The organism is Paenibacillus segetis, assembly GCF_014639155.1.
In the GTDB taxonomy this organism is placed as follows: Bacteria; Bacillota; Bacilli; order Paenibacillales; family Paenibacillaceae; genus Fontibacillus; species Fontibacillus segetis.
On sequence record NZ_BMFT01000001.1, the window covers coordinates 2,011,134 to 2,025,253 of the forward strand.

The 14,120-nt window shown below is 43.1% G+C and carries 15 protein-coding genes; all 15 read right to left on the reverse strand.

The genetic code is table 11. From position 1 onward, the window contains the following. Nucleotides 1–124: 124 nt before the first annotated feature. Nucleotides 125–1,483, reverse strand: a complete 1,359-nt coding sequence (locus IEW05_RS09310) for an MATE family efflux transporter (protein ID WP_188537996.1) — start codon at nucleotides 1,481–1,483, stop codon at nucleotides 125–127. Nucleotides 1,484–1,777: 294 nt separating this feature from the next. Next, the gene (locus IEW05_RS09315) at nucleotides 1,778–2,740 is read right to left on the reverse strand and encodes an NAD(P)H-dependent flavin oxidoreductase (protein ID WP_188537998.1); all 963 of its coding nucleotides are present in this window, start codon (nucleotides 2,738–2,740) and stop codon (nucleotides 1,778–1,780) included. Nucleotides 2,741–2,750: 10 nt separating this feature from the next. Further along, nucleotides 2,751–3,554: an energy-coupling factor transporter transmembrane component T family protein gene (locus IEW05_RS09320; RefSeq protein WP_188538000.1), complete on the reverse strand. Its 804-nt coding sequence runs from the start codon at nucleotides 3,552–3,554 to the stop codon at nucleotides 2,751–2,753. Continuing rightward, nucleotides 3,547–4,404: an ATP-binding cassette domain-containing protein gene (locus tag IEW05_RS09325; protein WP_188538002.1), complete on the reverse strand. Its 858-nt coding sequence runs from the start codon at nucleotides 4,402–4,404 to the stop codon at nucleotides 3,547–3,549. Before IEW05_RS09325 ends, IEW05_RS09320 begins: the two co-directional genes overlap by 8 nt. Further along, entirely contained in the window at nucleotides 4,389–5,189 is an 801-nt protein-coding gene (locus IEW05_RS09330) for an energy-coupling factor transporter ATPase (protein ID WP_188538005.1), read from the reverse strand. Before IEW05_RS09330 ends, IEW05_RS09325 begins: the two co-directional genes overlap by 16 nt. Next, nucleotides 5,190–6,011, reverse strand: a complete 822-nt coding sequence (locus IEW05_RS09335) for an SDR family NAD(P)-dependent oxidoreductase (RefSeq protein ID WP_188538007.1) — start codon at nucleotides 6,009–6,011, stop codon at nucleotides 5,190–5,192. Then, entirely contained in the window at nucleotides 6,008–6,352 is a 345-nt protein-coding gene (locus IEW05_RS09340; protein WP_188538009.1) for a MaoC family dehydratase, read from the reverse strand. The genes IEW05_RS09335 and IEW05_RS09340 overlap by 4 nt, the downstream gene beginning before the upstream one ends. Then, a complete protein-coding gene (locus IEW05_RS09345) occupies nucleotides 6,349–6,729 on the reverse strand; it encodes a hotdog family protein (protein ID WP_188538011.1) in 381 nt (126 codons plus the stop codon). The genes IEW05_RS09340 and IEW05_RS09345 overlap by 4 nt, the downstream gene beginning before the upstream one ends. After that, a complete protein-coding gene (locus IEW05_RS09350) occupies nucleotides 6,726–7,877 on the reverse strand; it encodes a thiolase family protein (RefSeq protein ID WP_188538013.1) in 1,152 nt (383 codons plus the stop codon). The genes IEW05_RS09345 and IEW05_RS09350 overlap by 4 nt, the downstream gene beginning before the upstream one ends. Next, the gene (locus IEW05_RS09355) at nucleotides 7,874–9,355 is read right to left on the reverse strand and encodes an AMP-binding protein (protein ID WP_188538015.1); all 1,482 of its coding nucleotides are present in this window, start codon (nucleotides 9,353–9,355) and stop codon (nucleotides 7,874–7,876) included. The genes IEW05_RS09350 and IEW05_RS09355 overlap by 4 nt, the downstream gene beginning before the upstream one ends. Nucleotides 9,356–9,401: 46 nt before the next feature. After that, nucleotides 9,402–9,950 (reverse strand): biotin transporter BioY, encoded by a 549-nt coding sequence (locus IEW05_RS09360; RefSeq protein WP_188538017.1) that lies wholly within the window; start codon nucleotides 9,948–9,950, stop codon nucleotides 9,402–9,404. Nucleotides 9,951–10,197: 247 nt separating this feature from the next. Then, nucleotides 10,198–10,926, reverse strand: a complete 729-nt coding sequence (locus tag IEW05_RS09365; RefSeq protein ID WP_188538019.1) for a LutC/YkgG family protein — start codon at nucleotides 10,924–10,926, stop codon at nucleotides 10,198–10,200. After that, nucleotides 10,919–12,442, reverse strand: a complete 1,524-nt coding sequence (locus tag IEW05_RS09370) for a LutB/LldF family L-lactate oxidation iron-sulfur protein (RefSeq protein ID WP_229753317.1) — start codon at nucleotides 12,440–12,442, stop codon at nucleotides 10,919–10,921. Before IEW05_RS09370 ends, IEW05_RS09365 begins: the two co-directional genes overlap by 8 nt. Beyond that, nucleotides 12,439–13,167: a (Fe-S)-binding protein gene (locus IEW05_RS09375; protein ID WP_188538021.1), complete on the reverse strand. Its 729-nt coding sequence runs from the start codon at nucleotides 13,165–13,167 to the stop codon at nucleotides 12,439–12,441. Before IEW05_RS09375 ends, IEW05_RS09370 begins: the two co-directional genes overlap by 4 nt. A gap of 112 nt (nucleotides 13,168–13,279) precedes the next feature. Then, complete coding sequence (locus IEW05_RS09380) at nucleotides 13,280–14,038, reverse strand: DeoR/GlpR family DNA-binding transcription regulator (RefSeq protein ID WP_188538023.1); 759 nt, start codon at nucleotides 14,036–14,038, stop codon at nucleotides 13,280–13,282. Nucleotides 14,039–14,120 lie beyond the last annotated feature (82 nt).

Below are 14,120 nucleotides of genomic sequence, written 5' to 3' on the forward strand. Positions count from 1 at the left end.
ATTTTCTTTGGGAATATCTCCTTGCCCTATGGTAATAACTTGGAAAATTAACGTCCTTAAATAAAAAAAAGATCCGCGCTAGGCGCGGATTATATTAGGCAAATGTGCTTAACCCTATTTCTTATTATTGTGCTTTAAGAAGCTTCTTAATCGTGATTCCAAATAACATGCAGCAAGTCAATGCCGCAGTAAAATCGGCGATAGGTTCAGCGATAATAACGGCATCTGCTTTTGGGCTAATCCATATTGGGAGCAGGTAAACCAAAGGAATTAGCAAAATGATCTTACGCAAGATCGCTATGAAAATAGAAACTTTAGCTTGCCCAAGGGCAATAAAGATTTGTTGGAAAGCTAATTGAATGCCAAAAATACATGTGCCTAAGAAGAATATCTTCATTAATCTAGCTGTCAGCTCTATCAATTCCGTATTATTGGTAAAAATGATAATCGGAATTTTCGGAGCGAAAATGGCTAAGCTCCACATCGCTAGACCAAAAGTTGCACAGAATATGGTGCAGTATATGATGGTAGTTTTTACACGGGCAAAGTTTCGAGCTCCAAAGTTATAGCCAATAATCGGCTGTGCTCCTTGTGCAAAACTGGATAATAGTAACGAAAAAATTTGGATCAGTGTTCCCATGATACCCATGGCGGCAATATACAGATCACCCCCATATTTGGCGAGGGACGTGTTAAATACAATTTGGATCAAACTTTCCGTTGACTGCATAATGAACGGGGAAAGTCCTAAGGCAAGGATACTTACAGCAACCTTTAGGTTAATTCTCAAATTAGTCATTCGTAAGCGCAGATGGGCACGTTTGGAGGTTAAAAATTTCAATACCCAAATAGCAGATATGAATTGTGCTATAACCGTAGCTAATGCTGCTCCTTTGATCCCCATATTCATTCCAAAAATGAATATAGCGTCGAGTATGATGTTAACGATCGCCCCAATACATATCGTAAACATGGCAGTTTTAGCATATCCTTGTGCTGCAATGAATGGATTCAGCCCCATAGATACAAGTACAGCAATAGTGCCGATTAGATATATACCCAAGAAATCGTTGGCAAACGGTAGAGTTTCTGGACTAGCACCGAATAATGTTAGCAGTGGAGACTTAAGGATAAGAAATACTGCTGTCAGAATAATAGATACAATAAATAACATAGAGAAACAACTACCAAGTAATTCTTCCGCTTTTTTATGTTGACCTTCACCCATTTTAATAGATGCTAGCGGAGCACCGCCAACACCGATAAGTGAAGCAAATGCTGATATCACCATAATGATTGGAAAAGATATTCCTATAGCGGATAAAGCTAACGTTCCATTCTCAGCCATTCTTCCAACAAACATTCGATCAACTAGACTGTACATGGCATTAATTAACTGCGCTACGATAGCTGGCGTAGCAAGCGCAAACATTAATTTTGGGATACTCTCGTTGGCAAATCGATCGTTCATTTGAGCTTTCATTACAATGGTCATCCTTATTCTTTTGACTTGAAATCATAGTAATTATAACTATCGAAGTTTATAAATTTGCTCGCATTAGATAAGATTATCACACTAGTGTCAGGTTTGAAACACGGTTTTTAAGGTGGTTATGCGCCTCTGTAACCGACATAAATCAATCATTTGAATTCCTTACTTAGAAATAGCTAAATCTCCTTAAAATCATTTTTAGGAGGTTTGAGCAATAGATTGTTTTCAAATAAAAAATCCGCACAGAGTGCGGACTCTAAAAGGTGTATTTTCTTGTTCAACGACTTAATTTAGTCCCCATTTCCCCCGAACGCTCTCTGCCTCTTGAACCATTCTGTCGAACAGCTCAGCGACTGTGGGAACATCGTGAATCATTCCGGTTACCTGTCCTGCCCAGCCGAAGCCTTCTTCTTTGATACCATCACATATCCAGCGCTTGTTAGCTTCACCGCTAATATATTTCTTGAGCGCTTCATAGGTAGGCGTCACACGTTCGATTTCGAGGATTTGATCGATAAAGTTGCTTCGTAATACCCTGGCAGGAGCACCGATGGAACGTTTGATTACTGTGGTATCCGACTCAGAACTCTCTACTAATGCTTCTTTATATGAAGCTGAGGCATCAATACAGTCCTGGGTGGCGATAAACCGTGTACCCATTTCAATTCCCTCTGCTCCAAGAGCATGTGCTGCCATCCAGCCGCGGCCATCTCCAATCCCACCCGATGCAACGACCGGGATATTTACAGCATCGACGACTTGAGGAACAAGCACCATGGTTCCAACATCATCACGTCCTAGGTGTCCCCCGCCTTCTTGTCCAACGACAATTACCGCGGAAGCCCCTAGTTGTTCAGCTTTTTGCGCCTGTCTACGTGAGGATACAAGTACAAGTGTTTTTATATTCGTGGGTTGCATTAGCTCTAATATTGCGGAAGGGTTCCCCCCAGTAATAGTAACAACAGGTACTTGCTCATCTATTGCTACTTGTACCCGATCCATGTAATTTGCACCATACATACCAATAGCAAAATTGACTCCGAATGGTTTGTTAGTTAAGCTGCGCGCACGTCTAATTTCTTCGAGTAGGGCATCTGCATTCGGGAGACTCATGGCTGTAACCTGGCCAAGTCCTCCTGCATTAGAGACAGCAGCAGCGAGGTCTGCATAGGCTAAATAAGCAAGTCCTCCTTGAATAATAGGATACTTGATTTGCAACAATTTTGTGATACGAGTATTCCATTTCATCGTCATACTCCTAGATTCCCCCAACTTTTATAAGTAGCATGGTTATCGACATGATCATGACAATTCCCCCTGCTTGATAATCAACTCGTTGTAATTTCAATAGCTTATAGGAAGTTCTCCCCTTGCCATTACCATAAGCACGTGCATCAATCGCGAAGGTCAACTGCTCAGCACGTTGAATGATCGTGATTAGCAAGGGAATGAGAATTGGGATATATGCAAAAATCCGTTTAGGAAGTGTTAATGTCTTAATATCATATCCTCTAGCCTTTTGAGCTAAAAGAATACGTTCCAGCTCCTCTATAATGGTCGGAATAAACCGAATCGCAATGACGATCATTAAGGAGAATTGCTCAATAGGAACGTGTAATTTAGATAAAGGTGATAGCAACTTTTCTAGTCCTTGGGATAAGCTTAGTGGTTTTGTGGTCAATGTTAAAATGGAGGCAAGTAAGACGAATAACATAATACGCCAGACAAAGCGTATCCCGTTTTGTAGTCCTTCCTCAGTTAATTCGATAAATGACCAAGACCAAATCACATTTCCTTTTGTGAATATGACGTGATATAGAAAGGTGAAGATCAGAATAACCAAGATCGGTCGAATGCCTTTCCAAAAGAAACGGAATGGTATTTGCGATAACAACAAAATACCCAATATGATGATAGATGCAACTGCGTAGCTAATAAACGTCTCTAGCGTTAGAAAGCTCAGCATCATCATGATCAAACTTACAATTTTTGTGCGTGGATCGAGTCGGTGTAATAAAGAATCTCTATCTACGTATTGTCCTATTAATACGGAATTAGCCATTATTGAAGCTCCTTGTATGCCAAATGGGCCACACTTTTTCGAAAATATCCTGCTCTCTGCAGCTCTCCACTTGAATGGATTGGCCGGATAATTCCTCTATCAGATGTAAAAGTTGTACGGGCTCTGGCAGTGATAATCCAACTTCCACTAGTAAATCTGAATGCTCTAGGAATAAATTATTGACTTCATAATGTCCCATGAGGCGTCCTTCGTGAAATACGATGACTTCATCTGAGTATTCAGCAACATCATTCATTTGATGAGAGACAAAGATAACGGTACGATTGTCTTGCTGCTGCCAATCTTTAAGCTGACTCAACAGAGATAATCGACTTACGGGATCCAGACCTGCTGTTGGTTCATCTACAATCAATAGTTGTGGATTCATCATTAATACCGAGGCGACCGCTACACGGCGTTTTTCACCACCGCTTAACTGGAATGGTGCCATTGGAAGAATCTCCTTGGACAAACCTACTTGTGGTAATATGCTGTCAATCATCTCTGTTATCTGAAGATCTGAATACTGCTGTAGCTTTGGAGCAAAGGCAAGCTCCCTGTATACGTTTCTTTCAAATAATTGATGCTCTGGGTATTGAAAAACATATCCCACATGAGGAACTACTGTTGGATATCCATGGGCATCTCTAGCTATAGGCTGTTGATCCATGCAATAATCTCCGACAAAAGAGGGAATCAATCCTTTCAGCACTTTGACAAAGGTAGACTTACCAGCGCCTGTTTGGCCAATAACGGAAATCCACTTACCGTCTTGAATCGTGCAACTGACGTTTTGCAATACCAGCTGATCGCCATAGCTTACGCTAACCTGACTTAATTGATAGACCATTGAGACGAAATCATCTCCTTCCAATCAGCCAGAAATGGCGTCTTTTGTTGGAGCATTTGATATAACCGCACCCCAAAGGGGAGTTCTAATTGATAGTCGGTCACGGGCATTGTTTCAAAAAAGACCAACGGATCGCCATCAAATTCAAGCCGACCTTGATGAATGAGCAAAATACGCTCTGCAGACAGCACATCCTCCATATGGTGGGTGATGTGAATTATGGTCATACCCTGACGGTGTAGTTCCTGCATAATAGAAAGGACTTGCCTTCTTCCTTGTGGATCAAGCATCGACGTAGCCTCATCAAAAATAATGATCTGAGGGCGCATCGCCACAATAGCCGCAATTGCAACACGTTGCTTTTGCCCTCCTGAGAGTTCATGTGGCATCGAATGTAGGTAATCCTCCATTTGAACAGCTCGAAGAGCATGATCCAGTCGACTACGCATTTCTTCACGGGGCACTGAAATATTTTCTAATCCAAATATAATCTCATCTATTACTGATGTCGTGATAAATTGATCTTCCGGGTTTTGGAATACAAAGCCTATTTGCTTATGAATCTTATGGAGTTCAATAGGGCTTGATGTGTCTAGATCATTAAATTTCACATGCCCTTCCTTGGGAAGCAGTAATCCATTGATGAGCTTGGCTATCGTAGACTTACCGCAGCCGTTGGCGCCGACAATGGCCACAAACTGCCCTGATTCTATCGTAAAGCTCATATTCTGGATGACAGGCTGTCCTTTTTTATAATAAAAATGAACGTGATCGAATATAAGCATTTATTCTCTTCCCTTCTGATGTTTCCATGTCTTGAAGAAATCTTCGATGCTATTTTCGGATAAGGAAGGTGCAGGCCTGAGCCACTTCGTAACCTTTGTACCGTTGACACCAAATATTTCACCGGTTAAATCGGCATCAGGCTGTGCCAATAATGCAACTACGAATCGAGCAATATCATCCGCCTCACCCACTTGCCAGAACTTAGGAAATAACTCTTTACGACTGGCGTATTTAGCCATCATGTGCTCGATGACTGGTCTAGTCATATCTGTTAATGCCGCTGGATTAATGCCATTTACCCGAATCCGGTGTGACTGAAGTTCAGCTGCTAGCGTCCACACGATTCCGAGTATTCCGGCTTTAGCCGCACTGTAGTTCACTTGCCCGACGGAACCCATTAATCCGGCAGTCGAAGTCATCAATAGAATGTCTCCACCATTCGTTTGCATATGAGGTAGTACTCGTGAAATACAATAAAAAGCGCCATTTAAATGGACATCAAGTACGGATTCCCATGATTGATCGCTCATGCGATTACATTTTTGATCATGTACATTGCCCGCGTTATGAATCAATACATCAATACAGCCATACTTTGCTATTATAGCATCCACCATCGAAGTAACTGCGTTGGAATCTGCAACATTGGCACAGTAACCGAACGCTTCTCCATCGATACGATGAATCTCCTCTACAACTTCATCAATCAGCGCTTGCTTCGTCCCGTTCACCATCACTTGATATCCAGCTTGTCCTAGATGAAGGGCTATGCTGCGCCCAATCCCCCTAGTCGCTCCTGTAATTAAGGCTACTTTATTCAATTCACTACCTCTTTTACGGAGAAAGTACCCGAAGCAATCATTTCTCCAGATTCACCTCGAACGGTAACTTCGATATCACCTTCGTTGATCTCAAAGTGAAAAATAGCAACCGTATCTACTAATAGTGGTTGCAGAAATTTCATGCGATAGGTTGTAATCCATTGTGTTGGGTGCTGAGCTAAATACAATGATTGTGCTAACCCCATGATATACATGCCATGTGCAATCGGACGTTTATATCCAGCTTTTACTGCGGCTTCCTCGTCCAAATGAATGGCAGCCGTATCTTTAGAGATTTCGGCATATTTACGGATTGTCTCTGCTGAAATTATTTTTTTCATATGTTCTCCCCTACAGAGATTAATACGGTTTCCGCGGTAACGATAAGATCACCCTCGTTGAAACATACAAGGGAATGTGTATACAATATCAAATTTCCATGACGGCTTGTCTTGTTCTCGATCTGCGTTAATGAAAGTTCACAATCTAAGATCATTCTTGCAGTAATAGGTGCTTCGTAAGAAAAATGCTGCTTGCCATGAATTAAAGGATGATCCCCTTTGAGCCAAGGGATATCAAATGCTTGCCAGAATATAATGGGCATGGTTGATGGTGCGACAAGTTTCCCTTGTAAAACTTGTAACGGAGCATCAATGCTTTGAGCATAATCTGTAATCCATTCCGCAGTGATATGAATCTGATGCTGAATAATATTCATTCGATTGCCTCCACTAGTGTAGCCAGACCGATTCCACCACCGATACCCAGTGTGGCCAGTCCTCGTTTGTATGGCTTGAATAGCATTTCTGCACATAAACGTGTCATTAAAATAGCTCCAGACGCACCATATGGATGCCCGATGGCAAGTGCACCGCCTCCAAGATTAACTTTCTCCTCTGGAATATGTAGCTCTTTCAATGAAGCTAAAACTTGGGAGGCAAAGGCTTCATTGAACTCTACTATATCTAGATCAGCGCTCGACAGCAACTGACGACTTAACACTTTTTGAACAGCTGGCACCGGACCTATACCTAAATAATTTGGATCTACACCAACCGCTTGAGCATCCACTATTCGTAAAATAGGCTTGAGGTTAAGTTCCTTACATCGTTCATGAGACATGATGAGCACAAGAGCCGCCCCATCATTGAGCGGACATGCATTGCCGGCTGTTACAGTACCTTGTTTCAGAAAGATCGGTGGTAATTGCTGTAGCTTAGCGAGGCTTGTATTATCTCTTGGACATTCATCTTCGTTAATCCATTCGCCATGGACTTGAATAGGAACAATCTCTTGCTGAAAACGACCTGACCGCTGTGAGTTAATAGCTTTCTGATGGCTTTTCAAAGAATATATATCTTGTTCTTCTCTAGCAATCGCGTATCGTTTGGCGACATTTTCCGCCGCAATCCCCATATCGGGATCACCATAGGAACTTGGAGTGAAGTGGGCGCGTGAATACAGCTGTGGTACGCCCATTAGCGTTTGGGGTTTACTCATTTTCCATGGTGCCCGGCTTGTACTTTCAACACCACCTGCTAAATAAATCTCGCCTGCTCCACTTTGAATTAAGCGTGCGGCTATATTTATAGCCTCAAGGCCTGAACCGCATTGACGATCAACCGTCACGCCCGGTACCGTAACAGGTAAGCCTGCTTCCAGCGCAGCAACTCGTGCAATGTTACCACCCGGACCTACGACATTACCAATGATGACATCGTCAATTCTATCCTTTGGTAAATTGGTCTCTGCTACGATGTGCTTAATAAGCGGTGTTAACAAGGATTCAGGTTCAAGTGTGCTTAATTTACCACCAATTTTTCCAATAGGCGTACGTTTAGCCATAACGATGACTGCCTCAATCATATCATCACTCTTTTCGTGTAATCTTTCATCGCCTGCCGCGCTATCTTCCCACTGCTAGTATAGATGAATTCATCCACTGTAATGATCTGTTTCGGGGCTTTATACATGGCTAAATACTGGCGACAGTAGTTCTTGATATCCTCGGTAGTTAAACGTAGTTGTCCACTCCACTTCACAAGCGCTATCACCTGCTCACCCCAATAATCATCTGGAACTCCTAACACCATCACTTCCGAGATTTCGGGAATTTGCTGCAGCACAGACTCTACTTCCTCAGGAAAAATATTGAGGCCACCAGAAACCATCCTATTTTTGGATCGACCAGTCAAATATAAGTAACCCTCATGATCCATATACATAATGTCACCCGTTATAAGCCACCCATCTCGAAAAACGGCCTCGGTTTCTTCTGGTAATTGATAATAGCCCTTAAACATCATGTCACTGCGAATATAGAGCTGTCCAATACCCCCTAGGGGTACCTCCTGCCCAAACTCGTTCCGAATTGATATTTGTACACCAGAAAAGGGTTTGCCAACAGAATTGGGTTTGATTTCGGATTGAATATCAAAGTAACTAATATAACTGGCTTCGGATGAGCCGTAATATTCATATAGCTTCGCCCCGACAAATACATCCTTGCACCTACTCTTTGATATCTCCGACCATTTCCCCCCTGAGCTAATCAAAGCTTGAATCTGACTCTGACCGGGGATCGCGTGATGTAATAGTGCTTCAATCATCGTAGGTACGACAAATAAGATCATATCAGGAATTTGATCACACAGCTGTAGGAGCTTTCCAGCATTGAAATCTTTTAAGATATGAAAGGTTGCACCACGGTTTAGGCTCTGCATAATGGCGAATAAGGATAAAGAGTGAACAAAAGGACCGGGAGCTACTATATGTTCCATGCTGTTGAGCTGGAAGGCTTCACTTGTTGCTTCAAAACTCTTCATCCAAGATACATGTGTCCGCATATAGCCCTTTGGTACCCCCGTTGTTCCTGAGGTAAAGCCTATAAATAATAATTCGTTGGTATGATTCAATTCTGCTTCTGGTTTCAAAGTAGTTAGCCATTGATCATAGGTACCTATTCCATCATTTGCAAGGGTGAGAAGTTGAACTTGTTTATCTTGTATGGATAGCTTCTTGACTAATGCTGTCTCTGCAAAAATCATCTTCGGCTGACAATGTTGTATAATATCGTTCATTTCCTTCGAACTCCATTTTGGATCCAAAGGAACAGGGATACATCCCGCATAAATAACCCCAAGAAAAACCTCTACGAATTCAATACGATTTGTAGACAAAATAATAACCTTATCATGGATCAGGCCATTATGATTTAGCCCCTGTGCAATTTGTTTCATCTTCTGTACCAATGCTGAATAAGTAATTCTGTTTGTACCCTCGGATAAGGCAACTTTGTCAGGCTGCTGCATTGCGTAATGAAGTAATGGTTCTACTAGATTCATGGTTTCTCACCTATTCAAAAATTCATATAATAGCATGAACTATTAGTTATTCAAGTTTTTCTTCGATTGGACTGACGGATTTTAACTGTACCGCAATGATGGCTGCAAGTAAGGCTTTAATACAATCACCTGGTACAAAAGAGACAGCCCCCACAAGACCAGCCCAGATGGATGTATGCGTGATAAGTGCCATAACCGGAGCACCAATGAGACTAACAAGTAGAACTCCAAACACAACATTGACCACAAAGAGCTTCCATGTTTTTATCTTGGTCCATAACTTTTCTGTTGCTAGTCCTATACAGAATGTCGCTATTGGCCAGCTTAGTAAGTATCCTGCAGTAGGGGCTACAAATACAGAAAGTCCTCCTCGACCACCAGATAATAATGGTAAACCTAAAGCGACTAATACGATAAATAAAATGATGCTAAGCGTACCGGTTTTCTTTCCTAAAAAGCATCCTGCCAACATAACGCCAAGGGTTTGTGCGGTAATGGGTACGGGGATAAAACCTAGTGGAATCGGTGGGATCATCCCTAATACTCCTAAGAGTGCAGCAAATAATGCAGCAAATACCATATCTTTTGTCTTCATCTTGTAACCTCCGTTGTTATAATCAAAATTTAAATCCCTACAAGAGTCGACATCTATGTATTATCTAAATCATATCTTGAAATCTAACTATTGTAAACCACAAATATTATTTTAGGTTAACAATTAAAATAAGACTTTCTAAAAATAAAAGACCTGATTTCAATGAGAAAGAAAATCGAGACGACACAAAAGTCGACCACGGAATGTGATCGACCTTTTCACGAGTAGGATTTACTGGACTGGACATTTATTCATTTACTAGTACGGCATATACGATTCCGGGACCATGTACCCCAATAGTCAGATCGTTCTCGATATCTGCGGAGCGGCTTGGTCCGGAGATAAAATGAATTCCAGCGGGAAGTCTCTCTTCGCCCAAATGATCGAACTCTACTAATTTTTCACCCAATCTGGTTACCAACAAATGAACGGGAATGATAGCGATGAGGGCAGTAGGTAAAAGACTGACTGACCGTCCTTTCTGTTGCCCAGATAACAAGATAATTGACCCGGTGTAGGCAACAGCACAATCTGCTATTACAATTCCGATATCCGCCTCAGCAGCGTTTGCTTTCCCGTCCTGAGACTTGTCACGGTTCCACACTGTGATCTCAGCACTCAGTAATGATGATTCCAAGTCGAGTGCTTCCAATTCCTCTTGATCTTGCCGCAGAATATGGTGAGCCCCAAGCTCAGTCGCTGTCTGTGCAATCCATCGTCCGGTCTCCTCCATCTTCTCGAATTGGACCACATGTCCTCCTGCTGCCTCAAAATTGGCGGTGAACATTTTTACTTTGGCTTCAGTTGAGTAGTCGAAGTTATTCCAGAATTCAGGAGCGCCACGAAACGGTTGATCTGGCTTCTCTATTATACGTGATCGTCCTAACTTGGAAGCTATTTTTTGTAGAAAAATCTCCTGTTTGTCCTTAGATGATTGATCCAATTGATGGAGCGAACTTTCCTGGGCATCATTCATGGCCGCTACCTCCCTTACCATCCGTTCGTTGTTTGATCAGCTTCTCCATCCGCGCTTTCATCTCGGGAGTCATATGTTGAAGATCTTGGCTAAGGTCAGCTTCAATTGTCTGGAAGTGATCCCGGAACGATTTATCTGCCAAGCTTGGGGCAATTCTGTATCGATTCCACCCTTTCAATGGTCCTAACTTGAGAGAAATACCACCATCACGAACGATCAGTTTCTGTCCAATCCTCCCTAACTTTATCGCCCTATTAAAACGTTTGGAGTTAGACATGACCGAGCCAAACCCGCGCATCCCCACGGTTTCCCACTTATTTCCGTATCCGTGCTCAACCTTTCGACGCCTTAATGAAACTAGCATATCATGGAGAGGTATTTTGACTGGACAAGCCTCATAGCAAGCACCACAAATACTAGATGCGTTTGCAATATCGTCCCATTCTGCGACATTTCCTTTGAGTGCTGGAGTAAGCACGGCCCCAATAGGTCCACTATACGTTCCTCCGTACGCATGGCCACCAATATGTCGATATACTGGACAAGCGTTCAAACAAGCGCCGCAGCGAATACAATGAAGGAGTTCCTGGAATTCGGGATCCCCTAACTGTATGGATCTACCATTATCCAAGATGATAATATGCATTTCTTCAGGACCATCTCCGTCATCCGTTCGTTTCGGTCCGGTGATCCCTGACATATAGACGGTCAGCTTCTGCCCGGTTGCGGACCTGGGCAACAATGTTGCCATCACCTCTAAATCGACCCAGGACGGAATGATCCGCTCCATGCCCATGAACGTAATCTGGGTCTTGGGAAGTGTGCTCACCATTCGGGCGTTACCTTCATTTTCGAACACAACCATCGATCCCGTCTCCGCAATCGCAAAATTACAGCCGGTGATCCCAATGTCGGCTTCCAGAAACTTTTCCCGCAGTTTTTTACGTACGTAACCGGCTAATACACTTGTCTCAGGCGGAAGTGATTCCCCCGCATCAACCGACAACAGCTCCGCGATTTGATATCGGTTCTTGTGAATCGCCGGTATGATAATATGCGACGGTGTTTCTCCCGCCAATTGGATGATATATTCACCAAGATCGGTTTCGATCGACTCGATCCCAATGGACTCGAGTGCTTGATTAAGATGAAGCTCCTCCGTTACCATGGATTTCGACTTGACGGCTGTTTTCGCCGATTTTCTTTGAGCGATCTCCAGTGCAATATCTAAAGCTTCCGTAGAATTATCGGCAAAATGTACATGCACTCCGTTCTTACGAGCCTGGTCTGCAAACCGTTCCAGATAATAATCAAGGTGCGCGATCGTATGCAGACGAATCTGTCTTCCACGCTCACGCCACTCCTCCCAGTTGCCAAGCTCATCCATCGCCTGCTTCTTGCTATTGCGTAATCTTTCGGTCGTAAACTTGACTGCATTACGCAAGAATTCATTATTCAGCGCGATTTCAGCGCGCTTCTTCACTGGATTGTCCGATTTTGGGGTCGATCCGCTCACGCTTTCATCACTCCTTCATACAGCAGTTCAGCAAGATGCATCACCCTAACCGGTTCATTCCGGTAACGTAGATTTCCAGCGATATTCATCAAGCAGGCCATATCCAATCCGACAAGAACCTCTGCTTCCGACTCTTTGAGATGATCGACTTTTTCCGTGACCATTGCCCCTGATATATCTGGCATCTTGATCGCGAATGTTCCACCGAACCCACAACAATCCTCGGAGAACGGAAGTGGGACAAACTCCAATTCCTTAACATGATTCAGCAGATCCAAGGGCTCACTCTTAATACCAAGTAGACGGCTTCCATGACAAGAAGGATGATACGTAACCTTATGGGGAAATCTTGCGCCGACATCTTTTACCCCGAGAACATTCACCAAAAATTGACTAAATTCAAAAGTTTTCCTTTGCAATTCTTGAGCCTCTATAAGCCATTCCGGTTCATCTTTGAATAGTTCTGAATAATGATGGATCATATAAGTGCATGAACCAGAGGGTGAAACAACAAAATCGCTATCATTAAAAGCGGTTAAGATCGTCTTGGCCGCCGTTTTTGCTTCCTCCCAATATCCGCTGTTATAGGCCGGTTGCCCGCAACAGGTCTGAATGCTAGGAAACTCCAGAAGTATCCCATATCTAGCCAACAATCGCATCATCGTTTCCCCAACCCGGGGATAAATGGCATCGCTTACACAAGTAATGAACATGGATACCTTCAAATGAATGACCTACCTTTTCTCCATAAAATACCCCGCAAAGTGACATGATGCCTTCCAGCGTAATTCCAATGTCTTTGCGGGGCTCTTTAGTTGCTATATCATCATAAGAATTCTATGCCAAGGTAACGGTAAGACCCGTTGCTATCAAAGAATCCAGAGTCTCTGAGCTCAAGCTTTTATCACTAATAATTAAGTCTACTTGAGCTAAATCCGTCACCTGGCTGAATGCCTGTACGCCGAATTTGCTAGCATCCGCGAGTAGAATGATCTGATCGGCCATTCCCATCATTTGCTGCTTTAGCCGAGCTTGGAGTTCCCCCGATTCACTAATACCGCGGTCCAAATGCACGCCTTTGCAGGAAAAAAACAACTTATCGACATGAAAGGAAACTAGCGATTTCTCAGCGAGTGGACCAACGAATGAGAGCGAGCGCGGAGATAGTCGGCCTCCGATCGAGATGACATCGATTTTCTCCTTGGTGCTTAGTTCCGTTACCACCTTGACCGAATTGGTCAATACCGTCATCGGCATATCCGGCATAATCTTTGCCATATACCAAGCGGATGTGCTTGCATCAAGCAAAATCTTATCATTTTCGGAGATCAGCTTTACTGCTTCTTCCGCAATCCGTTTCTTTTCTTCCGAACGTGTAATCTCCCGTTCGAAATAAGGAACCTCGAGTTGGGTTTCCTTTATGCTCACAGCCCCGCCATGGGATCTCTTTAATCGCCCTGTATGTTCCAGGCGATCCAAATCCCTGCGGATCGTCTCTTCGGTGACCGAGCACAGCTCGCTAAGTTCGGTTACTCGAATGCTTCCCCGATCATTCACAAGTTGAACGATTTTTTCGTAACGTTCTGCAACTAGCATTTGTCATCCTCTTTTCGATAACGGTATTAGATGAATAAATTATACAGTATATAGTCCGAAACCATCAAAGAAATGAGGGACA

Excerpts from the sequence above, each read along its gene's own strand:
- IEW05_RS09380 (WP_188538023.1), bottom strand. The coding sequence starts at position 14,038 with ATGCTAGTTGCAGAACGTTACGAAAAAATCGTTCAACTTGTGAATGAT.
- IEW05_RS09330 (WP_188538005.1), bottom strand. The coding sequence starts at position 5,189 with ATGCTTATATTCGATCACGTTCATTTTTATTATAAAAAAGGACAGCCT.
- IEW05_RS09355 (WP_188538015.1), bottom strand. The coding sequence starts at position 9,355 with ATGAATCTAGTAGAACCATTACTTCATTACGCAATGCAGCAGCCTGAC.
- IEW05_RS09320 (WP_188538000.1), bottom strand. The coding sequence starts at position 3,554 with ATGGCTAATTCCGTATTAATAGGACAATACGTAGATAGAGATTCTTTA.
- IEW05_RS09325 (WP_188538002.1), bottom strand. The coding sequence starts at position 4,404 with ATGGTCTATCAATTAAGTCAGGTTAGCGTAAGCTATGGCGATCAGCTG.
- IEW05_RS09360 (WP_188538017.1), bottom strand. The coding sequence starts at position 9,950 with ATGAAGACAAAAGATATGGTATTTGCTGCATTATTTGCTGCACTCTTA.
- IEW05_RS09345 (WP_188538011.1), bottom strand. The coding sequence starts at position 6,729 with ATGAATATTATTCAGCATCAGATTCATATCACTGCGGAATGGATTACA.
- IEW05_RS09315 (WP_188537998.1), bottom strand. The coding sequence starts at position 2,740 with ATGAAATGGAATACTCGTATCACAAAATTGTTGCAAATCAAGTATCCT.
- IEW05_RS09340 (WP_188538009.1), bottom strand. The coding sequence starts at position 6,352 with ATGAAAAAAATAATTTCAGCAGAGACAATCCGTAAATATGCCGAAATC.
- IEW05_RS09365 (WP_188538019.1), bottom strand. The coding sequence starts at position 10,926 with ATGAATGATGCCCAGGAAAGTTCGCTCCATCAATTGGATCAATCATCT.
- IEW05_RS09310 (WP_188537996.1), bottom strand. The coding sequence starts at position 1,483 with ATGAAAGCTCAAATGAACGATCGATTTGCCAACGAGAGTATCCCAAAA.
- IEW05_RS09350 (WP_188538013.1), bottom strand. The coding sequence starts at position 7,877 with ATGATTGAGGCAGTCATCGTTATGGCTAAACGTACGCCTATTGGAAAA.